Source organism: Synechococcus sp. A15-28, from assembly GCF_014280175.1.
Classification (GTDB): domain Bacteria; phylum Cyanobacteriota; class Cyanobacteriia; order PCC-6307; family Cyanobiaceae; genus Parasynechococcus.
This window is the reverse complement of record NZ_CP047931.1, coordinates 39,879-61,484: the sequence shown is the minus strand read 5'-3', so window position 1 is coordinate 61,484 and position 21,606 is coordinate 39,879. Positions and strand designations below refer to the sequence as shown.

The following is a 21,606-nucleotide window of genomic DNA, read 5'->3' as shown; positions in this document are numbered from 1 at the left end:
AGTTTCAGGATGACCGCCCGGTCGCTTCCTGTTCTCTTGATGTGCCCGGCGTTCGATGGCCAAGTTCGATGCCCATCTGAAGTGCTCCTTCTGTGGCAAATCCCAGGATCAGGTGCGCAAGCTGATTGCGGGTCCGGGCGTTTACATCTGCGACGAGTGCATCGATCTCTGCAACGAGATCCTGGATGAGGAACTGGTGGACAGCCAGGGCAACCGGGGGCAGACCGCCGACACCAGCCGCAAGGCAGCACCAGCGGCCAAGAAGAGCGGCAAGCCCGCGCCGACCCTGGCCTCGATCCCCAAGCCTCAGCAGATCAAGAGCTTCCTGGATGAGCAGGTGGTGGGACAGGAGGCCGCCAAGAAGGTGATGTCGGTGGCGGTCTACAACCACTACAAACGCCTGGCCTGGCAGGGAGACGGCCAGGGCGAAACCGAACAGACGGCCACCCGCCTGCACAAAAGCAACATCCTTCTGATCGGTCCCACCGGTTGCGGCAAGACCCTTCTGGCGCAGACCCTGGCCGAGATGCTGGATGTGCCCTTCGCCGTGGCTGATGCCACCACCCTCACCGAAGCCGGCTATGTCGGCGAGGACGTGGAAAACATCCTGCTGCGGCTGCTGCAGAAAGCCGACATGGATGTGGATCAGGCCCAGCGGGGCATCATCTACATCGATGAAATCGACAAGATCGCCCGCAAGAGCGAAAACCCCTCAATCACCCGGGATGTGTCCGGCGAAGGGGTGCAGCAGGCCCTGCTGAAGATGCTGGAGGGAACGGTCGCCAACGTTCCACCCCAGGGGGGGCGCAAGCATCCTTACCAGGACTGCATCCAGATCGACACCAGCCAGATCCTGTTCATCTGCGGAGGTGCCTTCGTCGGCCTCGATGAGGTGGTGCAGAAACGCATGGGCCGCAATGCCATCGGCTTCATGCCCAGCGATGGTCGAGGCCGCAGCCGGGCCAACCGCGAGCTGCAGGCCTCCCAGGTGCTGCGCCAGCTGCAGCCGGACGACCTGGTGAAATACGGCCTGATTCCGGAATTCATCGGCCGGATGCCGGTGAGTGCCGTGCTGGAACCCCTGGACGAAAGCGCCCTGGAGTCGATCCTCACCGAGCCCCGCGATGCCCTGGTGAAGCAGTTCCGCACCCTGCTGAGCATGGACAACGTCCAGCTGCAATTCGAACCGGAAGCCATCCATGCCATCGCCCAGGAGGCCCACCGGCGCAAGACCGGCGCCCGCGCCCTGCGGGGGATCGTGGAGGAACTGATGCTGGATCTGATGTACGACCTCCCCTCCCAGACGACGGTGAAGGAATTCACCATCACCCAGGCGATGGTGGAGCAGCACACCGGTGGCAAGGTGCTGCCGCTGCCGGGCAACGAACAGCAGAAGACCGCCTGAAGCCTGCCGCATGTCTGCCGCTGACCACCTGCAGGTGCCGCGTCAGCACGGCCTGTTCAATCATCACGGCATCGATCTGGGCGATGGAACCGTGGCCCATTACCTCGAAGGCCGCGAAATCCTGCGCAGTTCCACGGACGAGTTCAGCCAAGGCCAACCCCTGAGCGTGATTGAGCACGCTGATGCCTCACCGGTCCGGGTCACCCTGCAGCGAGCCATGAGTCGCATCGGCGAGCAGAACTACAACCTGTTGTTCAACAACTGCGAGCACTTCGCCACCTGGTGCAAAACCGGCAGGCATCGCAGCGGCCAGATCGACTCAGTTCTGGAACGGGCCCGCCACTGGAGCGAGTTGATGCCATCCGCCCTAATGCGCGGCCTGGAGCTGCTAGTGCAGCGGGGCCTGTTAGACGACAACGCCCGCCAGATGGCCCGCCAGGGTGTGGCCAAGCTGGAACGGCTGCGGCAGAAACTGCTGGGCAAACTGGAAACCCTGCTGCAACAGGCCGGTGACGGGGGCAACCGAACGCTGATGCTCAGCGGCCAGAGCCTGGCCGATGAACTGGCGGCGGTGGAGGAGCTGAAACAACGCATCGATGCCTTGCTGGAGGAACCAGCGGCGCTGCCCACAGCCGACAAAGCTGAGTAATCTCCGGGTAACGACCGCAGCGCATGAGTTCGGCCTACCAGCCGCTGCATCACAAATACCGCCCCCAACGCTTCGATCAGCTGGTGGGCCAGGAGGCGATTGCCGCCACCCTCGGCCATGCCCTCACCAGCAACCGGATCGCACCGGCCTACCTATTCAGCGGGCCAAGGGGAACGGGTAAAACCTCCAGCGCCCGGATCCTTGCGCGATCGCTCAACTGCCTAAACAGCGACGGGCCCACGCCGGAACCCTGTGGCACCTGTGAGCTGTGCACCACGATTGCGGCGGGCACGGCCCTGGATGTGATCGAGATCGACGCCGCCTCTAACACCGGCGTCGACAACATCCGCGAGCTGATCGAACGCTCCCGCTTCGCACCGGTGCAGGCGCGCTGGAAGGTGTATGTGGTGGACGAGTGCCACATGCTCTCCACCGCAGCCTTCAACGCGCTGCTGAAAACCCTGGAGGAGCCGCCACCGCAGGTGGTGTTCGTGCTGGCCACGACAGACCCACAGCGGGTGCTGCCGACGATCCTCAGCCGTTGCCAACGCTTTGATTTCCGGCGCATCCCCCTCGATGCCCTCGAAGGGCACCTCAGCTGGATCGCCGAGCAGGAAGCCATCGAGATCAAACCCGAAGCCATCCATGTAGTGGCCCAGCGCTCCCAGGGAGGGCTGCGGGACGCCGAAAGCCTGCTGGATCAGCTGAGCCTGCTGCCACCGCCGATCGAAGCCACCGCAGTGTGGGATCTGCTGGGGGCCGTGCCGGAGCAGGAACTTCTGCAGCTGGTGCAGGCGATGAGCAGCGCTGAACCGGTGGCATTGCTGGAAGCCACCCGCAACCTGCTGGACCGGGGCCGCGATCCCGGCGCCGTACTGCAGGGCCTGGCGGGTATCCTCCGGGATCTGGTGCTGATGGCCGCCGCACCGGATCGGCCGGAACTGACCGGCATCTCCCCGCAATTCAGCGAGCAGCTGCCGCCCCTCGCCAAGGCCCTTGGCCGGGCCCGACTACTGCAATGGCAGGCACAACTGCGCGGCAGTGAGCAACAGCTGCGGCAAAGCGTGCAACCACGGCTGTGGCTGGAAGTGCTGCTTCTGGGTCTGTTGGCGGAGGCCACAACCACAACCCCAGCAGCAGCAGCATCCGTCGCCGCGGCCGTACCGGCACAAACGGCTCCAGCAATCACACCAACGCCTGTTGTTCCTACCCCGTCGCCAACGCCATCTGCGGCTCCTGCACCGGCTCCGGAGCTGCCCCCGGTGACGCCTGCTGCTGCAGAGGGCACGACGCCCAACCTGGCGGAGCTGTGGCAGCAGATCCTCGGCAGCCTGGAATTGCCCTCCACCCGAATGCTGCTGTCGCAGCAGGGGCAGTTGGTGCGGCTCGACGCCAACAAGGCTGTGGTGCAGGTGGCCAGCAACTGGATGGGCATGGTGCAGAGCCGGGCTGCCTTGCTGGAACAAGCCATGGCCAAAGCATTGGGAGGATCCCGCCAACTCGTGCTCGAGGCCAGCAGCGGCGGAGCGCCGCCAATGGTTCAGCCACCACCAGCGCCGGTGGTCACCCCACCAGTGATCACCACTCCAGAGCCAGTCCCAGAAGCTCAGACCACAGCCGTTGCTCCGGAACTGCCCAACACCCAGCCAGAGCCCATGGCACCAAAACCATCCCCAGCCCCCTCCGAATCCAGCTCTCAGCAAAGCCATTCCTCAGGCCTGGATCGCCAGGCCCGCAATCTGGCGGACTTCTTCAATGGTCAGGTGCTCGACATTGATGACATCAATTGATTGAATGAACCGATGTCAGTACGCACCAAAGGCTGAGACGTCAGGGTCGTACCCGATAACCTCCAGTTCCCGCAGAGCGGAGTAGCGAATAGCTTGCCGGCCCGCCCAGGAGTAAGCCACATGCAGCTCACCGGGCTGCCCCTCGATCAGGGTTGGGTAGGCCAGTTGCCCATTGAGGTCCCAATTCATCGGCCCACAGAAGCCGAAACCGGTATCAATGTCGCGAATCCATGGCCAATGCAGTCCATCGTCATCGCTGATGGCGATCGACAACGGCCATCGGGTTCGCGGCCAACGGGCCTCCCCCCACTCCAGTTGCTCCTCCGACGTGGCCGGATCCGGCGCAAAGCCAAAGCGGTTGAAAATCATCGCCAATCGCCCACTCGCTAAGCGGCAGGCCTGGATGGAGCTGTTGTTGTTGGGCAGCGAAGTGGGCTCTGGAACAGACCAGGTGTAGCCGTCATCCGAACTGTTACTTCGGTAGATCTGATCCGCGAGGCGACTGCGAAAGAACTGAAGCAGTCGGGTGCCATCCCGTGAGGCAACGATTGAACCATGCACCCTGCCGGTGCTGTCTGGAATGCCGATGTGCTGGTCAAGGCAATGACCTGACGGATCCAAACGCACCATCTCGCTGTGGTCATGACCAAAGGCTCCGCCCGCTTCCAGGCTGCGGTAGATCGGCAACAACCAGTGGCCGTTCGCCAGGGGATAGGGGGGATTTCGGCAGAAGGCGGGATCGTCAAACAGGTCAACGGGATTCGACCATGCCTCGGCCGACCAGGTCTCAGGATCGGAAGGGTCGAGGCAGTCCAGCGCCAGCCGCTGATGCCGGAGGACAGCTGTCCACTGCATGGAAAAGCTGCTGGATACGTCGACAGCAGCACGCTGCTCTGGGTCGCGCACCAATTGGGCCGAATGAATCAGGTTCAAACAACCGTCAGAGACGAACAGCAAGGGGTTCTGCTCCGACCGCTCCTGATCTCGGGAAATCCGCTGCGGTACCGACCAATGTCCGCCTTCGGCTGCCAATAGCGATAGGCACACCGACATCCCAGCGGTGCCTTCTCCGCTGCCTGCCATCCAGACACAACCCAACAGATCGGGCCGGATCCAACACAACTGGGGCGCATGGTTTTGTTCGCCCATCGGCTCCAGCAACGCCCAAGCCCCAATCTCAAAAGGTGTCACGAGAACCTGGCCCCAAACCAAATCCTCAAAGCGATCCTCAGCCTGATCGAACAATGAAAAAGGGGACACCGTCAGACCTGAACCGGGTAGTCCTGTCCGTGGGCGGTTTTGGCCCAAACCAAACGCTTGGGCAACAACGCCATCCGCAGCGTCACCCACGGAATCACCACAAACCAGTGGCTCAGATAGACCATCGCCACCAGGAGATGCCAGATCCCAGGCCTCGGAATCAATGGCCCTTCGTTGCGTCCACGACAACCGCGCCAATAGGCCAGACCCGACACACCGAACGCCACGAAGGACAGTGGCCAATACGTCGGCACGGTGCGGCTAATCACACTCGTGCTCAGGTCGGCAAACGACAGCACCGGCAGGCAGTACTGCAAAAGGAAGAAGCAAGCCAGATCCCAGCGCTGCCGCAGCGTCAGCTGGGCTGACGTCAGCGTCGGCCAGTAATCAAAGAAGCGCTGCAAGCCACCTTCAGCCCAGCGCTGCCGCTGCTTCCAAAGAGCCTGAAGCCCAGGTACCGCCTCTTCCTGCACAGGCGGATCCCAGAGCATTCCCACCAGGGCGCCATGGGTCAACAGTCGGAAGCTCAGATCGAGGTCATCCGTCACCGTGTCTTCGTTGAAGCCGCCGCTTTCCTCCAGCACCGAACGGCGAATCAGCTGGCCATTGCCCCGCAGTTCAGCGATGCCACCGGACGCCAGACGTCCGGTCTGAACCACGGCATCCAGGGCCATCTCCATCGCCTGCGACCGCGTCAACCAGTTGGAATCGGCATCAATCACCGCCTTGCGCAACTGCACCGCCGACCAGCCGCCATCGAGGGCATAGGGCACCAGACGCTCCAATAAATCCTCCTGCAGCTGGGCATCGGCATCGAGCACCAGCAACCAGTCGCCGCTCAGCTGAGCCAACGCCGTGTTCAACGCACCGGATTTACCACCGCCGGCATTGCGCGGGCGGTGAATCACGTTCAAGCCCGGATGGCGTTGCGCCAGTTGATCCAACAACTGAGGAGTCCGATCCAGGCTGCCGTCATCAATCACCCAGGTGGTGAGGCGATCAGATGGGTAGCGCAGTGCCGTCAAACGCTCGACCAGGCGCGTGACCACCCCCTCCTCATCGCGCGCCGCTACCACCACATCCAGGCTGGGCAAAGACTCACGATCCAGCTCAACAGCCTCTGCTGCATCTCCTCGCTTCAGATCAGCGCGCAGGACTGTCCGCAACCCATATCCACCGAGCACCATCGCCAGGCTGATGGCCGGCCACAGCGATCGCACCGGATCCAACCAGTGGGGTGCTGCCCCAGCACATCCGCAGGCGAACAGAAAGGCTGCCGACTTCACCCTGCGGTGATCACCAGATCCAGGGGTGGACGCCATGCAACCACTTAGGTGGCAGGACTCTAAGGGGACTCCAGCGGTGGAAGCAGCGGGCCATAGACAGTCCCTGGGTAGTAGTGGGCCAGGATCCGCTCAGTGGACCAACCCCGCCAGGCCAGATCAATCGCACCAGCCTGGGACAACCCGGCGCCGTGGCCGAAGCCACCACCACGCACCATCCAGCGCTGATCCCCCTGAGGTTCGATCACGAACAGGGTGCTGGGCAAGCGCCGAATCGTGCGGCGGATACGGTCGAGCTTCAACACCACCGGGGCGCCACCCTCCGTTCCGGACAGCTGCAGGGCCAGCACCCGACCACTGCGGCCCCGCTCCAGAACGTCCAACTGCAATGGGCCCTTCAATCCGTCAGCAGATGCACCGAGGGCCTGGCGGATTCCGCTTGCCGTCAACGTTCGCGTCCAACGAAAACGTGGATGGGCACTGCCGTAGGCCCCCTCCCGTTGCGCCAGCAGGCTGGCCACCGCAGAGCGCTGATCCAAGGGCAAACCGTGGCGCTGCCGCCAGACGGCATCACCATCCGCCTCCGCCCTCAGGTAAGGCTGAGCATCCATCGCCCAGGCCTCAGGTCCTGCAGCCATCACACCACCATTACTGGCGTGATACACAGCGCTGATCGGCTTTCCCTGCCAGCTGAGCAGTCGCCCCTGGGTTGCCGCAATCGCCTGCCGCACAGCTGATCCCGCCTGACGCGGATCGCTGTACACCTGGCACTGGGTGTCGCTGCAGAGGTGGTAACCGTCAATCCGGAAACGGTGACTGTTGGCCAGGGCCCAGGTGCGCGCCAGCACCGTCTGGGCCTCCAATGCCGCCGACGGAGAACCCGCACCGATCTCATGGGGCACCACGCCCTCGAGATAACGCTCCAAGGGCACCTGTTCCACGAGGGTCCAGCTGCCGTAGGCATCCCGCTGCAAACGGAACGGGCCCTGAAACACCCCTTTTTCCCATTGCAATCCTCCGGGCGCATCGATCTCCAGGGGGCCCTTCAGGGTCTGCCCCCCATCCGGCAGCTGCAGCAGCGGCTCCACGCTGCTGTCCCATCGGGTCGTCCAGTCCCGCACCGTGAGATCCACCGGAACCGCAGCCCCCGCCGGCGCCCAGACCTCCCAATCAGCCGGATGAGCCACTTCGGCGGCGACGCCGAGGGCCCGCCAACGCAACGCCACCCGCTCCGCTGATTCGAAGCTGGCGAAGGGACCAGCCACCTGGCGAGCCAACGCCAGCGGCGTCACCAACGGCACAGACCGCCAGCTGATCTGCATAGACGCTGCCGACCATTGCCGCCCGGAACGATCCTTCAGGCTGAGGTTGCCGGACGCTGCCGTCAACGTGAGTGGCGACGCTTCACCGCGTCCGCCCAGGTGAGCCCCCAGCGACACCCACAGCACCGGTTGCTGCCCCGTCACGGCCGGCGGCGGCGCCACCGAAGGATGGGTGAGCATCTCTTGGATACTCTCAGAACGCTCGGATGCAAGGGGAGGCGGGCTGTCCTGAGCGCGACAGCCCGACGCCACCCACAGCAGCACCGACAGGGCCAGCATCCGGATCATGACGAGAGGGGCACATCAGGGCGTATTCTTGTCGTTTGTGCCCGGACGAGCAGAGCAATGCCCAAGCTGAAGACCCGCAAAGCTGCCGCCAAGCGGTTCAAGGCAACAGGCACCGGCAAATTCACCCGTCGCCGTGCGTTCCGCAACCATCTGCTGGACCACAAGACCCCCAAGCAGAAGCGTCACCTCGCCACCAAGGCAGTGGTTCACGAGACCGACGAGCTGCGCGTGGTGCGCATGCTTCCTTACTCCTGAGCGCCCTTCCATCCCGATCTGATCCCACCCTTCCAACGTCATGGCTCGCGTCAAGAGAGGCAACGTCGCCCGTAAGCGCCGCAACAAAATCCTGCGGCTGGCCCGTGGCTTCCGCGGTGGCAATGGCACTCAGTTCCGCACCGCCAACCAGCGGGTGATGAAGGCGTTGTGCAACGCCTATCGCGACCGTCGTCGTCGCAAGCGCGATTTCCGTCGCCTCTGGATTGCCCGCATCAACGCCGCAGCCCGCATCAACGGTGTGAGCTACAGCCGTCTGATGGGTGGCCTCAAGAAGGCCGATGTTCGCCTGAATCGCAAGATGCTGGCCCAGCTCGCTGTGGTGGATCCCGGCAGCTTCAGCAACGTGGTCTCCACCGCCAAAGGCTGATCTGCCGCTGTGAATCTGCTGCCCCAGACCTACCTGCTGGGCCTGGTGGGCCTCCTGGCCATCGCTGCTGTCGTGGTAGCTCGCCAACTCTTGCGCGTTCGTCGCGACGAAACACGGCTGCAGCAGCTGGAACAATCCGGCACGGCCAAATCCCGCCAGGCCGCGGATCTCTATGAACTCGGCTCCGTACAGCTGCGCAAGCGGTTGTTCCCCCAGGCCACCGCAACGCTCAAGCAGGCCCTGAAGCGTCTGGGGGATGAGCCGGACGAGGCACGGGCTGTGATCGAAAACGCCCTCGGTTTTGCACTGGCTGCCCAGAAGGATTACGAGGGTGCCAGCAAGCATTACAAGCTCGCTTTGAAAGCGAAGCCGGATTACCCCGTCGCCCTGAACAACCTGGGATACGCCCAGGACAAACTGCTCAACACCGAAGAAGCTTTGAAGCTCTATCGGCAGACATTGGCCATCGAACCCAACAATTCAACGGCCAAACGAGCCGTCAAGAAGCTGGAAAAAAGAGTCTGATTGACCCGACGGTCACCAGAGCGGCTGAACAGGAACAACACTCTCCGCCTGGCAGCTACTGGTCAAAGCAAGGCGGCCACCGACACCGGTGCTGGGATCGGTGCTGTTGATCAATCGAGGCGACTGCCAGCCTTTAGGGCTGAAACCCTGAAGACCAAGAAACAGACCACCGGGTTCAAGACCAGCGATCAAGGGATCGCCAAGGGGAATCAGATCCAGCTGGTCTGATTTGGCGTGAAGGTTGCCCTGGACTGGTGTGGTCACCGAGCCCATGGTCATGCTGCCGCGTAAATCCACCATCTGACCCATCGCCGTGATGGCCGTCAGCTCAAGGGTCACATCCACGGTGGGATTGCCATCGAAAGGCTGGAACGTTCCGCACCAGGTGCGGGGGAGGGAGGACGCCAGGTCTGCGGCCCGCGCCACGGGATCAAAACTCTCAACCTTGCCGCCCTCGATCTCCAGAGGAATCGCCAGCTGGATTGGGTCCAGAGGCAGCTGAGGATTGCTCTGGAACGGCACCTGGCTGCCGACCGGAAGATCCATGGCGAGCAGGACAGGCATGAAGCACGAAGGATGATGGAGGCACGGTAGGCCCTTTTGCTCAGACGCGTCATGGTTCCCAAGCCACCCAGCTCCCCGGCCCAAGCAGATGACTTGATCATCGGAGGACGCCGTTTTCACAGCCGTCTGTTCACGGGCACCGGCAAATACCCCTCCATGGAAGTGATGCAACACAGCATCGAACGATCGGGCTGCGACATGGTCACCGTCGCCGTGCGCCGTGTGCAGGCCGTGGCGGCCGGCCACGCTGGATTGATGGAGGCCATCGACTGGACACGCATCTGGATGCTTCCCAACACCGCGGGCTGCACCAACGCCGAAGAGGCGGTGCGGGTGGCCAGGCTTGGCCGTGAACTGGCGAAGCTGGCCGGCCAGGAGGACAACACCTTTGTGAAGCTGGAGGTGATCCCCGACAGCCGGCATCTGCTGCCGGATCCGATCGGCACCCTGCAGGCGGCCAAACAACTGGTGAAGGAGGGCTTCACCGTGCTGCCATACATCAACGCCGATCCGTTGCTGGCAAAACACCTGGAAGACGCTGGCTGCGCGACGGTGATGCCCCTCGGCTCGCCCATCGGCTCAGGTCAGGGGCTGAACAACGCCGCCAACATCGCTTTGATCGTGGAGAACGCCACAGTTCCCGTGGTGGTGGACGCCGGCATCGGTGTGCCCAGCGAGGCAGCGCAGGCCCTTGAGATGGGCGCCGACGCCGTGCTGGTGAACAGCGCCATCGCCATGGCTGGCGACCCTGCCGCCATGGCCGAGGCCATGGGCCAGGCCGTGATCGCAGGACGCACGGCCTATCGCTCTGGCCGCCTGCCCCGCCGCGACGAGGCCTCCGCCAGCTCCCCCAAGGCCGGCCTTGTGACCGGCGGATTCAGTGAAGAGAGATGAAGTGAAATGAAGCCTGCGACACATTGACGGTCGATAAGCAATTGGACTCATAACGTCCATCCAGTCGCATCTGGCTCATGCAGGTCACCACGGAAGACGGCGGACGCCTCAACGCCTTCGCCAAGGAACCCCGCATGGAGGTGATGGACCTGGAGACCAGCCGCAGCCGCGGCCGCAGCTCCTTGATGATGATGCTCGGTGGAATTGTGCTCGTGGCGGGCCTGATGGCGGTGACCGCTGCCATCAGCTGAACCAGGGCCCACGAAAATCCCTGTAGTAGCTTTCCCGGAATGAGCGTTCCGCTCTTTCCAGCAGGAGTTTGGGGTGAAAGTTCTCGTTCTCGGCGGTGACGGCTTCTGCGGCTGGCCCTGTGCGGTGAACCTGGCGGATCAGGGCCATGAGGTGCTGATCGTTGACAACCTCAGTCGCCGCAAGATCGACATCGACTTGGAGGTGGAGTCGCTGACGCCGATCGTCAGCATCGGCGAGCGCCTCAAGGCCTGGGAAGAGATCGGCGGCAAGCCGATGCGCTTCCTGCACATGGATATCGCTCACGAATATCAGCGGCTGCTGGATCTCCTGCTTGAGGAGAAGCCGGATTCGGTCGTTCATTTCGCCGAACAGCGTGCTGCTCCCTATTCGATGAAGAGCAGCGCCACCAAGCGCTACACCGTCGATAACAACGTCAACGGAACCCACAATCTGATGGCCGCCATCGTGGAAAGCGGCTTGGACATCCATGTGGTGCATCTGGGCACCATGGGCGTCTATGGCTACGGCTCCCACCGCGGCGCCACGATTCCCGAGGGTTATCTCAAGGTGGAGGTGCCCCAGCCGGATGGCAGCCGCTTCGAGGAGGAGATCCTCCATCCAGCCAGTCCGGGCAGCGTCTATCACATGACCAAGACGCTGGATCAGCTGCTCTTCCTTTACTACAACAAGAACGACAAGGTCCGGATCACGGATCTGCACCAGGGCATCGTCTGGGGCACCAACACCGACGCCACCGACCGCGACCCGCGCCTGACCAACCGCTTCGATTACGACGGTGACTACGGCACGGTGCTCAACCGCTTCCTGATGCAGGCCGCCATCGGCTATCCGCTCACCGTGCATGGCACCGGTGGCCAGACCCGTGCCTTCATCCACATCCGCGACTCAGTGCGCTGCGTCCAGCTGGCTCTGGAGAACCCGCCCACCCAGGGCGAACGGGTCAAAATCTTCAACCAGATGACGGAAAGCCATCAGGTGGGTGAACTGGCCAAGAAGGTGGCCGCTCTCACCGGTGCTCAGGTGAACAACCTGCCCAACCCCCGCAACGAGGCCGTCGAAAACGATCTGATCGTCGACAACCGCTGCTTCATCGAGCTCGGCCTCAACCCCACCACCCTCGATGACGGACTGCTGAAGGAAGTGGTGGAAATCGCCACCCGCTACGCCGACCGCTGCGACCGCAACCGCATCCTCTGCACCTCCGCCTGGACCAAGACCCAGGCGCAAGCCATCGGTACCGCCTCCTGATCCGGTTCACCCCGTGAAAATCGCCTTCTTCACCGAAACCTTCCTGCCGAAGGTGGATGGCATCGTCACCCGCCTCACCAAAACCGTGAGGCATCTGGTGGAAGCTGGTGATGAGGTGATCGTCTTCTGTCCGGAGGGTTGTCCGGAGGAGTACATGGGCGCCCGGCTGATCGGCGTGCCTGCAATGCCCCTCCCCCTCTATCCGGAGCTGAAGCTCGCTTTACCTCGCCCGGCCGTCTCCGACGCGATCGACAGCTTTCAGCCGGACCTGATCCACGTCGTCAACCCCGCCGTACTCGGTCTGGGGGGCATCTGGCTGGCGAAGAACAAGTCGATTCCGCTGATCGCCAGTTACCACACGCACTTGCCCAAGTACCTCGAGCACTACGGCATGGGCATGCTCGAACCGCTGCTGTGGGAGTTGCTCAAAGCGGCCCACAACCAGGCGCTGCTCAACCTCTGCACCTCCACCGCCATGGTGCAGGAACTAAGCGACAAGGGCATTCAGAACACCGACCTCTGGCAACGGGGCGTTGACACGGAGCTGTTCCGCCCTGAGCTGCGCTCCGACACCATGCGGGAGCGGCTATTGGGGGACCATGACGACCGCGGCGCCCTGCTGCTCTACGTCGGCCGTCTCTCCGCTGAAAAACAGATCGAGCGCATCAAGCCGGTGCTGGAAGCCCTGCCCGATGCACGGCTCGCCCTGGTGGGCGACGGTCCGCATCGCCAGCAACTGGAAAAACATTTCGAGGGCACCGCCACCACCTTTGTGGGTTACCTGGCCGGCGAGGAACTGGCCGGTGCCTACGCCAGCGGTGATGCCTTCCTCTTCCCCTCCAGCACGGAAACCCTCGGCCTGGTGCTGCTGGAGGCCATGGCCGCAGGCTGCCCTGTGGTGGGCGCCAACCGTGGGGGAATCCCAGACATCATCACCGACGGCATCAATGGCTGCCTCTATGAACCCGATGGCAGAGATGGCGGTGCCGCCAGCCTGATCGAAGCCACCCAACGCTTGCTGGGCAACGCCGCCGAGCGCCAGAGTCTGCGCAGCGCCGCCCGTTCGGAAGCGGAACGCTGGGGCTGGGCCGGGGCCACCGAGCAACTTCGCGGCTACTACCGGCAGGTCCTGGAACGGGAGCTCAGCGCAGCCGCCTGACCGTCAGTCCGGGCGGGTTCTGTTCCATTCCGCCAGCACCGCCTTGGCCATCGGCAGGGCATGCACCGATCCACCGCCGGGGGTGTTTTGAGCGAACGCCACCACAACGATCTCCCCGTTGGGGTACGGGGCATAGGAGCTGAACCAGGCATGGTCCGGCCCACCGGTGCTGTCCTCCGCCGTGCCGGTCTTGCCAGCCGCCGGAGGGATATCCGGTCCGTTGAGTCCAAACCCCGTTCCCGCTGACACCACCTTGCGCAAGCCGGCGCGGATCGTGGCCAGGGTGGAGGGCTTCATCGCCACCTTGCGGCGGTGATCGGCATCCAGCCAGTCGGTGGTGCCCTGGGCCAGATGCGGTGTCACCAACCAACCACCGTTGGCAAACACGGCGTAGGCACGGGCCAGCTGCAGCGGCGTGATCTGTACCACCGACTGACCGATGGACGCGCTGGCCATGTCCTCCGGAATCCAGGGAACAGTCCCCGGCTCCGCCCAGCCACGACCCGCCGCGGCCCAGGCCTCATCACCCACCAGCCCGACGCTCTCCTCCCAACCGATCTCAATGCCGGTCTTCTGTTGAAACCCCAGTTGATCCGCCGCCTGCTTTAGGGCCTTGGACCCTGCCCCGACTCCCACTTGATAGAAGAAGGTGTTGCTGGAATGGCGCAGCGCATCGGCGTAACCGATGTGCCCGAATCCCACACCGTTGTGATCGGGGAAACAGTGGCCGCCGTAGGTGATGCAGGCGGTGGTGTGCAATTTGGTCTCCGGCGGGAATTTGCCTGATTCCATCCCCGCCATCGCCGTGACCGGCTTCCAGGTGCTGCCGGGGTCGTAGGGGTTCATCGCCCGGGACAGCAACGGCTTCTTCGGATTGGAGAAGAGCGCGTCGTATTCCTTTTGGGTGGTGATCAGCTTGGAGAAGAAATTGGGGTCAAACCCCGGTTTGCTCGCCAGCGCCAGGATGGCGCCGTCCTTGGGATCAAGGGCCACCACAGCCCCACCCGGCTTGTCCGCCAGAGCTGTCTCCGCCGCCCGCTGCAGATCCAGATCCAAGGTGAGCGTGAGATCCTTCCCGGCCACCGATGGACGGTCACCGAGGTTCCGCTGCACCTCTCCCATCGCGTTGACCTCCAACATCTGACCACCCCACTTGCCGCGCAGATGGGACTCATAGGCCGCTTCCACCCCCGTGCGACCGATGCGATCGCGAATCCTGTACCCCCGTTCGGAGAGGGTTTCATACTCCGCTTCCGTGATCGGCTGGGTGTAGCCGAGGGCATGGGCCGCCAGGGTCCCGTGGGGGTAGAAGCGCAGGATGTCCACATCCACCTGGGCCCCCTTGAGACCAAGGGCCTGCTCGCGGAAGCGCAGCACCTGCTCAGGGCGAAGATCCAGCGCCAGGGTGGTGCGGAAGCCGTCGCGGCCCGGTCCGCGCTGACGTTCCCGATCCAGCTGCACCGGGTCGAGGTTCAGCAGCCGCGCCAGGCGATCCCGCAGGTCCGGCCAGTCCTCATTTCCCACCAGCCGTGGCTCGAGGTACAGCGAATAACTCAGTCTGCTGGTGGCGAGCACCCGTCCCTTGCGATCGAGCAACCGGCCACGTATCGGCGATCGCGGCACCAGACGGATGCGGTTCTCATCAGCCAATTCCCGGTAGCGAGCCCCCTCCAGCAGCTGCATCCACACCAGGCGGCTCACCATGACGCCGCAGAACAGGAGCACCACGAGCAGCAGGACCAACGGTTGCTGACGAAGACCGGTCTGCCGCTGCTGGATCGTTCCCGCCACGGTTCAGTCGGCCTTGAGCTGGGCCTTCAGGGCCGCCAGACGCTGATCGATGCGCTGCAAAGTGGCCAGCAGCTCCTCCCGCTCATCCTCTGGTTCTTCCACCGACACCGCCACGGGCATGACGGGATTGCCAAGACCGGGGCTGACGGCATCGAGCTGCTCGCGCACACTGCGGGCCGCCGGTTCCCCCTCCTGGCGCAGGGCATCCAACGGATCGGCGGAGCCCGTGGTGAAGGCTTCCACCACCTTGGATGGTCCCCCCTGACGGGCTCGCTCCACCACCGCCAGACCAACGGGCAGCACCTCCTGCATCAACGACAGACGCAGTTGGTCCAAGGGATTGTCCGAGCCGGATTCTGCGGCCATGGGGCCTGTTCAACGAACCCCAGTCTGTCCTGACGGAAGGGTGAGTGTCGGACAGGCCGATGGACCGGCACCGAAGGACCAACCTCCGACTGCGCTGAGCACCATCAGCATCACCATCGGCACCAGGGCCTTGTGGGTGGTGTCCATAGCGATCCATTCCCGCCAGGCCTGCAAGGTGCGGTTGCGCTCGAAACGACGCTGCTCCCGAACCTCCTCACGGCTACGGCGACGCAGCGCTTTATCCACCCAACGCTCGAACGCCTTCTTCTTGGTGATCGTCATCTTGCGCTCCACCTCGAGCATCTGACCGGACCCCAGCTCGGGATGGAAGGTGCTGATCAGGTCCAGGCTCTTGAGGAACATCTCCACCGCACCGTCATGGACAGCGGTCTGATGGTCATCCAGCTCACCCCAGTCCAGTTCGGGATAAAAACGACGGCGGTTGGAGGTGATCTGGTCCTCCGTCAGCTGGCCCGGTTCCCGCAGCCAGCGGTCGGTATTGCTGTCAAACCGACGCCAATAGAGGAAGGGGTTCAGATAGACGGTGCGTCCACTCAGCTGGATGCTGTCCTGCTGCAGACGCCGTTGCAGCTGCAGGTCCTGCGGTTGGGTCGCCGTCACATCAGGGAAGCCGGTGGCCCAAGGTATCGAGCCCGGACCACAGGATCCAGCCCTATTCCCATTCGATCGTGCCCGGCGGTTTGCTGGTGATGTCCAGCACCACCCGGTTCACCCCCTTCACCTCGTTCACGATCCGATTGGAGATGGTTTCCATCAGGTCGTACGGCAGGCGGGACCAGTCGGCGGTCATGCCGTCTTCGCTGGACACGCAGCGCAGCACGATCGGCCAGGCATAGGTGCGCTTGTCTCCCATCACGCCAACGGAGCGGACGGGCAGCAACACGGCGAAGGCCTGCCAGATCTCGTGATACAGACCGGCTTCACGGATCTCCTCCCGCACGATCAGATCGGCATCCCGCAGGCAGTTGAGCTTCTCGTCGGTGACCTCCCCCAGGATGCGAATCGCCAAGCCAGGCCCGGGGAAGGGATGGCGGCGGACGATCTCCTCCGGCAGACCCAGGGCACGTCCAACCTTGCGCACTTCGTCCTTGAACAGCTTGCGCAGCGGTTCCACCAGCTTGAACTGCAGATCCTTGGGCAGTCCGCCCACGTTGTGGTGGCTCTTGATCTTCACTGCCACCCGCTCACCGGTCTTGGGATCGACGTTGGTGCCGGCACTCTCGATCACATCCGGGTAAAGCGTTCCCTGGGCCAGGTAGTCGAAGGGTCCGAGGCGCCTGCTCTCCTCTTCGAACACCCGGATAAATTCCGTGCCGATGATCTTGCGCTTCTCCTCCGGATCGGTGATGCCCGCCAGTTTTCCAATGAAGCGCTGACGGGCGTTGATGTACTCAACGTGGATGTTGAACTTGCGGTCGAAGAAGTCCATCAGGAACTCCGGCTCCCCCTTCCGCATGAAGCCCTGATCAATGAACATGCAGGTGAGCTGATCACCGATGGCCTTCTTCAGCAGAAAGGCGAGGGTTGATGAATCGACGCCTCCGGAGAGGGCCAGCAGCACGCGCTTCTCCCCCACCTGCTCCCGCACCAGAGCCACGGCCTCATCGATGAAGGCGCTGGTGGTCCAGTCCGGCTCGCAACCGCAGATGTGATAAACGAAATTGCGGATCAGGGCCATGCCGCAGGTGGAGTGCACCACCTCCGGATGGAATTGCACGCCGTAGAGGCGACGCTGCAGATGGGCAACCGCCGCCTCAGGAGTGTTGGCGGTGTGAGCTAATCGAACGAAGCCTTCAGGCAAGGCTTTGACCGAATCGCCGTGGCTCATCCACATCGTGGAGCCGCCGGTGACATTGGTGAGCAGATCGGTGGGATCATCCACCTCGAGGGGTGCCTTGCCGTATTCGGCCTTGCCGGTGGCGGCCTCCACCACACCCCCCAGCTGCTGCACCATCAGCTGCATGCCGTAGCAGACCCCCAGCACCGGGATCCCCAGATCCCAGATCGCGGGATCGCAGAGGGGTGCATGGTCGGCATACACCGAACTGGGGCCGCCGCTGAGGATGATGCCCTTCGGCTGCATCGCCCGCAGCTCCTCCGCTGAGGTGCTGTAGCCGAGCACCACGGAGAACACTTCGGTTTCGCGCACGCGCCGGGCGATCAGCTCCGAGTACTGGGAACCGAAATCAAGGATGACGATGGCCGGCTGACGCAGACCGTCGGACGAAGGCTGGGACATCGCTCCTGAATGGTGTCTGTCGCTCGCTGAGGAGCGTCAATCCTTCAGCGTAAAGAAGCGCTCATCTGCCACCGGACCACGCCAGCGCAGCACCCTGCTCCGATCAAACAGAACAGCCGCGATGCGCAAGGGCCAATCGCCATAGCGAGCGATGTAGGCCTGGCTGCGTTGCTCCACCATTGCCGCCAGAAGCCGCCCCAGATCCACTGCGATGGTGGGATTCAGTTGTTGAAACGCGTCCTCCACCGATGCGGCGGTACGCAGTTGTTGCAACTCCTGCAGGCTGAGGCCCGCATCCAGGCCCAGGGCGGTCAACACCTCCAGCCGACCGTCCGCCAGATGGTGGTGGGTGTGAAAGATGCCACCGGCCAGCTTGATCAACTTGCCGTGATACCCCAGCAACAACAGATCCTTCACGCCGGCTTCCGCAGCAGCCACCAGCACCGGTCCGATCCAGTTGCCCACCTTGAGCAGCGGCGACAGCCCCTCCCGCCGCGCCAAGTCCAGACCGTTTTCACCGATCACCAGCGCCAGGGATCCTTCAAACCCCGGATCGGCCGTTAAAGCTCGGAGCTCACGCACCACCTGCTGCAACTGGTCGGGTGCTGCGCTCCGCTGCACCTCCGCCTGGGTGCCGATCAAGGCCAGCCCGTCCACCACCCCGAAGGCGGCATTGCTGGTGCGCTCCGCCAGGCTGCGGCCACGTGGCAACACCGGCTCCACCACCAGCCCCCGCCCCGCCGGCAGCAACGGCAGTAAAGAGCACTCCAACAACTGACGGGCATAGGTCGACACACAGGCGTCACCGCCGGAACCGAGCCGTCCGACCCCCTCGCCAGGCCTGAGGTCCAGCCGGGAAACCGAGTCGGTGGACCAAGCCACGCGAACCCAGATCTCCAGATCGCGGGTTAAATCCAATCCAGGGCCTGGATCACAACAGCTGATCGCCAGGGCCTGGTCATCGCTCAACCGGGCCGCTGAACGCACCGGCACCTGAAGGGGCGCACCGCCGTCGGGCTGCGTCAGCAACTGCTTGGATTCAAACGGGTGTCCCAGCAGCGCCTTCAGCGCCGCCCGCGCCGCTGAAGCCACCCAAACCGGCAGGGTGAGGCCACTGGAGGCAGAAGTTGCGATGGGGAAAGAGACGCTGTTTTCTAGACTCGCCGATTGGCACCCTCCTCGCCGTGCAGGACAAACTCACCCTGATGATCCCGGGTCCGACCCCGGTGCCCGAGTCGGTGCTGAAGGCCATGGGGCGCCATCCGATCGGTCACCGCAGTGGTGAGTTTCAGGCCGTCGTTCAGCGCACCACGGAACAGCTCAAGTGGTTGCACCAGACCCAGAGTGATGTGCTGGTGATCACCGGCAGCGGCACGGCCGCCATGGAGGCCGGCATGATCAACACCCTCTGCAGGGGCGACAAAGTCCTCTGTGGCGACAACGGCAAATTCGGTGAGCGCTGGGTGAAGGTGGCCCGCGCCTACGGCATGGAGGTGGAGGTGATCAAAGCCGAGTGGGGCCAACCGCTCGACCCGGAAGATTTCCGCAAGACCCTGGAAGCCGACAGCGCCAAGGCGATCAAGGCCGTGATCCTCACCCATTCGGAAACGTCCACAGGGGTGATCAATGACCTGGAGACCATTGCCCGCCACGTCAAGGCCCATGGCACCGCCCTGACCATTGCGGACTGCGTCACCAGCCTTGGCGCCACGGATGTTCCCATGGACGCCTGGGGCGTGGATGTGGTGGCCTCCGGATCTCAGAAGGGCTACATGCTGCCGCCCGGATTGAGCTTTGTCGCCATGGGCGAACGGGCCTGGGAGGCCTACGAGCGTTCGAATCTGCCGAAGTTCTATCTGGATCTTGGGCCTTACCGAAAAACCGCCGCCAAGAACAGCAATCCGTTCACGCCCGCCGTCAACCTCTATTTCGGTCTTGAAGCGGCACTGGAGATGATGCAGAGCGAAGGTCTTGAAGCGATCTTTGCCCGCCATGCCCGGCACCGGTCCGCTGCCCAGGCGGGGATGAAGGCCATCGGACTTCCGTTATTTGCTGCCGAAGGTCACGGCAGCCCAGCGATCACAGCGGTCGCTCCCAATGGCATCGATGCCGAGCAACTGCGCAAAGCCGTGAAAGACCGGTTCGACATCCTTCTCGCTGGCGGGCAGGATCACCTCAAGGGCAAAGTGTTCCGCATCGGCCACCTTGGCTATGTCTGTGACCGTGATGTGTTGACCGCCGTGTCCGCCATCGAAGCCACGCTTCAGTCCCTGGGCTTGCACAACGGCAGCATGGGGGCAGGCGTCGCGGCAGCCGCAGCAGCGCTCGGCTGAAACAGCAGACGGCGAGAGGGATCTCGCCATTTTGCGGGTGTAATTCAGTGGTAGAATGTCAGCTTCCCAAGCTGAACGTCGCCGGTTCGAGTCCGGTCACCCGCTTGTCAAAACAAGTCAAGCTCTGGATTTGATCAATTGCAGCACCTGGGGTCCGCTGCTCTGTGCACGACGTTCCTGATCCAGTGCCTTGAGAATCAGCGACCCAGCTTCTGAAAACTGACCGTCTTCGGCTACCAATCTCGCCTGATCAAAGAAATCTTGGGCTGCTTGAGAATGAGCAGCTCGCTGATCAGCGGGAGACTCCTTCTTCTGAACGGAGAGCATCAATATTGCTTGTGATCAATTGCTTGAATCTTAGCGGCGTTATTGCAATCTTCCAGCGACTCAACGTTTAGGTTCCTGGCTCTTCCGCATTACCTCCGAGATCGGCAATTCGATCACGAAGTGTTGAACAACGAATCTGGTCGCCCCTTGCTTCAGCGATGGCAAGAGCGAACTCAAGCTTCTCCAATTGGTGGCCGCCCTCAATGAATCCGGAGCGGGAGCGGCTGGCGAGGCCGTGCAATGAAGAGGGAGTGTGGGTCACGGTGCAAGCACCTGAGGCAGGGATGGTGGTGGCCATAGTTACCTTTCTTTTCATTTTGACATCCCCCGCCACCCTTATGCGGCCATCTCGTGACCTTGATGGTCATGCTCATGATCCCCGAGATCTGAGGTCTCCTGCGCATCTGTGGCTTGCAGCAGCTGGCGGGTCTCCTGCAGCAACTGTTCGATGCCATTCAATGTCGCCAGTTCCTCGTCGGGCACGTCATGGACAGACTCCAGCTGCTGACGGACCTGGAGCTCCAGTGCTTCCTGACGTTGCTCCAGCTTCACCAGGCGCTGGGTGAGGGCCGTGATGGTCTGGGCCAGGTCTTCGGCGGTGCGCGTGATCCTGAACGACACGGAGGAACTCATGGCCGGGGGACAACACTGCGCTGATGACAACACAGGAACGACGGTGGCTCAAGATCAAGGAGTCCCACGCCACCGCATCCGATGCCCCCCCTGGCAACGCTGCTGCTGTACACACTGGCTGGCACAACGGTGGGGCTGCTGGCGCTGCTAAGCGGCATTCCGGCCGCGCCGCTGGCCGGTGCACTCCTGGGCGCAGGTCTGCTGAGCATGAGCGGCAGCCTGGAGCAGGCCTCCTGGCCATCGGGAACCCGTACAGCCCTGGAAATCGGAATCGGCACCGTGATCGGCACCGGCCTCAGCCGGACCTCGCTTGATCAACTGCAAACCCTGTGGAGACCCGCGTTGCTGATCACCCTCACCCTGGTGCTGACGGGCATCGTGGTGGGTCTCTGGAGCAGTCGTCTGCTGGGCATTGATCCTGTCGTCGCTCTCTTGGGAGCTGCCCCCGGCGGCATCAGCGGCATGAGTCTGGTGGGAGCGGAATTAGGTGTCGGCGCCGCCGTGGCCGCACTGCATGCGGTGCGCCTGATCACGATTCTGCTGGTCTTGCCGCTGGTCGTCCGTCTGATCAGCCCTGGACAGTGACCCTCCCA

General features: G+C 63.2%; 23 protein-coding genes and 1 tRNA gene. 13 read left to right on the top strand and 11 right to left on the bottom strand.

Annotated features, from left to right (window positions below; genetic code table 11):
- Positions 1-55 precede the first annotated feature (55 nt).
- From clpX to SynA1528_RS00315, 3 genes are read left to right on the top strand one after another with little or no spacing between them, the layout of a single operon-like run.
- On the top strand, positions 56-1,405 hold the full coding sequence (gene clpX / locus SynA1528_RS00325) for an ATP-dependent protease ATP-binding subunit ClpX (RefSeq protein ID WP_186587180.1): 1,350 nt from the start codon (positions 56-58) through the stop codon (positions 1,403-1,405).
- Positions 1,406-1,415: 10 nt separating this feature from the next.
- Positions 1,416-2,054: a lecithin retinol acyltransferase family protein gene (locus tag SynA1528_RS00320; protein WP_186587179.1), complete on the top strand. Its 639-nt coding sequence runs from the start codon at positions 1,416-1,418 to the stop codon at positions 2,052-2,054.
- Positions 2,055-2,077: 23 nt separating this feature from the next.
- Positions 2,078-3,844 carry a DNA polymerase III subunit gamma/tau gene (locus tag SynA1528_RS00315; protein ID WP_186587178.1) on the top strand — a complete coding sequence of 589 codons (1,767 nt, stop codon included), beginning with the start codon at positions 2,078-2,080 and terminating at the stop codon, positions 3,842-3,844.
- Positions 3,845-3,859: 15 nt separating this feature from the next.
- Here SynA1528_RS00315 and SynA1528_RS00310 read toward each other — a convergent pair whose 3' ends face one another.
- From SynA1528_RS00310 to SynA1528_RS00300, 3 genes are all read right to left on the bottom strand, one after another.
- Positions 3,860-4,993, bottom strand: coding sequence for an exo-alpha-sialidase (locus SynA1528_RS00310; protein WP_286187845.1), 1,134 nt, complete (start codon positions 4,991-4,993; stop codon positions 3,860-3,862).
- Between the two features lie 113 nt (positions 4,994-5,106).
- Positions 5,107-6,426, bottom strand: a complete 1,320-nt coding sequence (locus SynA1528_RS00305) for a glycosyltransferase family 2 protein (protein ID WP_186587176.1) — start codon at positions 6,424-6,426, stop codon at positions 5,107-5,109.
- Positions 6,427-6,449: 23 nt separating this feature from the next.
- Positions 6,450-7,997, bottom strand: coding sequence for a SpoIID/LytB domain-containing protein (locus SynA1528_RS00300; protein WP_186587175.1), 1,548 nt, complete (start codon positions 7,995-7,997; stop codon positions 6,450-6,452).
- Between the two features lie 57 nt (positions 7,998-8,054).
- Between SynA1528_RS00300 and rpmI the strand changes: the two genes are divergently transcribed.
- Genes rpmI through SynA1528_RS00285 form a run of 3 tightly spaced genes read left to right on the top strand, consistent with a single transcriptional unit; the run spans position 8,055 to position 9,165 of the window.
- A complete protein-coding gene (gene rpmI, locus SynA1528_RS00295) occupies positions 8,055-8,252 on the top strand; it encodes a 50S ribosomal protein L35 (protein ID WP_186587174.1) in 198 nt (65 codons plus the stop codon).
- Positions 8,253-8,292: 40 nt separating this feature from the next.
- Positions 8,293-8,640 (top strand): 50S ribosomal protein L20, encoded by a 348-nt coding sequence (rplT, locus tag SynA1528_RS00290; protein ID WP_186587173.1) that lies wholly within the window; start codon positions 8,293-8,295, stop codon positions 8,638-8,640.
- A 9-nt stretch (positions 8,641-8,649) separates the two neighbouring features.
- Positions 8,650-9,165, top strand: coding sequence for a tetratricopeptide repeat protein (locus tag SynA1528_RS00285; protein WP_186587172.1), 516 nt, complete (start codon positions 8,650-8,652; stop codon positions 9,163-9,165).
- 12 nt (positions 9,166-9,177) lie between these two features.
- Here SynA1528_RS00285 and SynA1528_RS00280 read toward each other — a convergent pair whose 3' ends face one another.
- A complete protein-coding gene (locus SynA1528_RS00280) occupies positions 9,178-9,729 on the bottom strand; it encodes a hypothetical protein (protein ID WP_186587171.1) in 552 nt (183 codons plus the stop codon).
- A gap of 51 nt (positions 9,730-9,780) precedes the next feature.
- On the opposite strand from SynA1528_RS00280, the gene SynA1528_RS00275 reads away from it, so the two are divergent.
- From SynA1528_RS00275 to SynA1528_RS00260, 4 genes are all read left to right on the top strand, one after another.
- Positions 9,781-10,623, top strand: coding sequence for a thiazole synthase (locus tag SynA1528_RS00275; RefSeq protein WP_186587170.1), 843 nt, complete (start codon positions 9,781-9,783; stop codon positions 10,621-10,623).
- Positions 10,624-10,700: 77 nt separating this feature from the next.
- Positions 10,701-10,874: a photosystem II assembly protein Psb34 gene (gene psb34 / locus SynA1528_RS00270; protein WP_186587169.1), complete on the top strand. Its 174-nt coding sequence runs from the start codon at positions 10,701-10,703 to the stop codon at positions 10,872-10,874.
- A gap of 73 nt (positions 10,875-10,947) precedes the next feature.
- Positions 10,948-12,144: an NAD-dependent epimerase/dehydratase family protein gene (locus SynA1528_RS00265; protein WP_186587168.1), complete on the top strand. Its 1,197-nt coding sequence runs from the start codon at positions 10,948-10,950 to the stop codon at positions 12,142-12,144.
- Positions 12,145-12,157: 13 nt separating this feature from the next.
- Positions 12,158-13,303, top strand: a complete 1,146-nt coding sequence (locus tag SynA1528_RS00260) for a glycosyltransferase family 4 protein (protein ID WP_186587167.1) — start codon at positions 12,158-12,160, stop codon at positions 13,301-13,303.
- A 3-nt stretch (positions 13,304-13,306) separates the two neighbouring features.
- Here SynA1528_RS00260 and mrdA read toward each other — a convergent pair whose 3' ends face one another.
- From mrdA to cbiD, 5 genes are read right to left on the bottom strand one after another with little or no spacing between them, the layout of a single operon-like run.
- Positions 13,307-15,094, bottom strand: coding sequence for a penicillin-binding protein 2 (gene mrdA / locus SynA1528_RS00255; RefSeq protein ID WP_186587166.1), 1,788 nt, complete (start codon positions 15,092-15,094; stop codon positions 13,307-13,309).
- Positions 15,095-15,097: 3 nt separating this feature from the next.
- Positions 15,098-15,460, bottom strand: coding sequence for a hypothetical protein (locus SynA1528_RS00250; protein ID WP_186587165.1), 363 nt, complete (start codon positions 15,458-15,460; stop codon positions 15,098-15,100).
- Between the two features lie 9 nt (positions 15,461-15,469).
- Positions 15,470-16,081: a DUF8672 family protein gene (locus SynA1528_RS00245; RefSeq protein ID WP_186587164.1), complete on the bottom strand. Its 612-nt coding sequence runs from the start codon at positions 16,079-16,081 to the stop codon at positions 15,470-15,472.
- Positions 16,082-16,133: 52 nt separating this feature from the next.
- Positions 16,134-17,720 carry a glutamine-hydrolyzing GMP synthase gene (guaA, locus tag SynA1528_RS00240; protein WP_186587163.1) on the bottom strand — a complete coding sequence of 529 codons (1,587 nt, stop codon included), beginning with the start codon at positions 17,718-17,720 and terminating at the stop codon, positions 16,134-16,136.
- A gap of 36 nt (positions 17,721-17,756) precedes the next feature.
- Complete coding sequence (gene cbiD, locus SynA1528_RS00235) at positions 17,757-18,854, bottom strand: cobalt-precorrin-5B (C(1))-methyltransferase CbiD (RefSeq protein ID WP_222930196.1); 1,098 nt, start codon at positions 18,852-18,854, stop codon at positions 17,757-17,759.
- A gap of 50 nt (positions 18,855-18,904) precedes the next feature.
- Here cbiD and SynA1528_RS00230 point away from each other — a divergent pair, with 50 nt between their 5' ends.
- Positions 18,905-20,053 (top strand): pyridoxal-phosphate-dependent aminotransferase family protein, encoded by a 1,149-nt coding sequence (locus tag SynA1528_RS00230; RefSeq protein ID WP_186587162.1) that lies wholly within the window; start codon positions 18,905-18,907, stop codon positions 20,051-20,053.
- 33 nt (positions 20,054-20,086) lie between these two features.
- A tRNA-Gly gene (locus SynA1528_RS00225) sits at positions 20,087-20,158 on the top strand.
- 289 nt (positions 20,159-20,447) lie between these two features.
- Here SynA1528_RS00225 and SynA1528_RS00220 read toward each other — a convergent pair.
- Positions 20,448-20,678 carry a DUF8683 family protein gene (locus SynA1528_RS00220; RefSeq protein WP_186587161.1) on the bottom strand — a complete coding sequence of 77 codons (231 nt, stop codon included), beginning with the start codon at positions 20,676-20,678 and terminating at the stop codon, positions 20,448-20,450.
- Positions 20,679-20,716: 38 nt separating this feature from the next.
- A complete protein-coding gene (locus SynA1528_RS00215; RefSeq protein WP_186587160.1) occupies positions 20,717-21,013 on the bottom strand; it encodes a chemotaxis protein in 297 nt (98 codons plus the stop codon).
- Positions 21,014-21,094: 81 nt separating this feature from the next.
- On the opposite strand from SynA1528_RS00215, the gene SynA1528_RS00210 reads away from it, so the two are divergent.
- On the top strand, positions 21,095-21,598 hold the full coding sequence (locus SynA1528_RS00210) for an AbrB family transcriptional regulator (protein WP_186587159.1): 504 nt from the start codon (positions 21,095-21,097) through the stop codon (positions 21,596-21,598).
- Positions 21,599-21,606 lie beyond the last annotated feature (8 nt).

Bases quoted from the DNA above. Each gene is read 5' to 3' on its own strand.
- clpX (WP_186587180.1), top strand. From the start codon at position 56: ATGGCCAAGTTCGATGCCCATCTGAAGTGCTCCTTCTGTGGCAAATCC.
- SynA1528_RS00320 (WP_186587179.1), top strand. From the start codon at position 1,416: ATGTCTGCCGCTGACCACCTGCAGGTGCCGCGTCAGCACGGCCTGTTC.
- SynA1528_RS00315 (WP_186587178.1), top strand. From the start codon at position 2,078: ATGAGTTCGGCCTACCAGCCGCTGCATCACAAATACCGCCCCCAACGC.
- SynA1528_RS00310 (WP_286187845.1), bottom strand. From the start codon at position 4,993: ATGGGCGAACAAAACCATGCGCCCCAGTTGTGTTGGATCCGGCCCGAT.
- SynA1528_RS00305 (WP_186587176.1), bottom strand. From the start codon at position 6,426: ATGGCGTCCACCCCTGGATCTGGTGATCACCGCAGGGTGAAGTCGGCA.
- SynA1528_RS00300 (WP_186587175.1), bottom strand. From the start codon at position 7,997: ATGATCCGGATGCTGGCCCTGTCGGTGCTGCTGTGGGTGGCGTCGGGC.
- rpmI (WP_186587174.1), top strand. From the start codon at position 8,055: ATGCCCAAGCTGAAGACCCGCAAAGCTGCCGCCAAGCGGTTCAAGGCA.
- rplT (WP_186587173.1), top strand. From the start codon at position 8,293: ATGGCTCGCGTCAAGAGAGGCAACGTCGCCCGTAAGCGCCGCAACAAA.
- SynA1528_RS00280 (WP_186587171.1), bottom strand. From the start codon at position 9,729: ATGCCTGTCCTGCTCGCCATGGATCTTCCGGTCGGCAGCCAGGTGCCG.
- SynA1528_RS00275 (WP_186587170.1), top strand. From the start codon at position 9,781: ATGGTTCCCAAGCCACCCAGCTCCCCGGCCCAAGCAGATGACTTGATC.
- psb34 (WP_186587169.1), top strand. From the start codon at position 10,701: ATGCAGGTCACCACGGAAGACGGCGGACGCCTCAACGCCTTCGCCAAG.
- SynA1528_RS00250 (WP_186587165.1), bottom strand. From the start codon at position 15,460: ATGGCCGCAGAATCCGGCTCGGACAATCCCTTGGACCAACTGCGTCTG.
- guaA (WP_186587163.1), bottom strand. From the start codon at position 17,720: ATGTCCCAGCCTTCGTCCGACGGTCTGCGTCAGCCGGCCATCGTCATC.
- SynA1528_RS00220 (WP_186587161.1), bottom strand. From the start codon at position 20,678: ATGGCCACCACCATCCCTGCCTCAGGTGCTTGCACCGTGACCCACACT.
- SynA1528_RS00215 (WP_186587160.1), bottom strand. From the start codon at position 21,013: ATGAGTTCCTCCGTGTCGTTCAGGATCACGCGCACCGCCGAAGACCTG.
- SynA1528_RS00210 (WP_186587159.1), top strand. From the start codon at position 21,095: ATGCCCCCCCTGGCAACGCTGCTGCTGTACACACTGGCTGGCACAACG.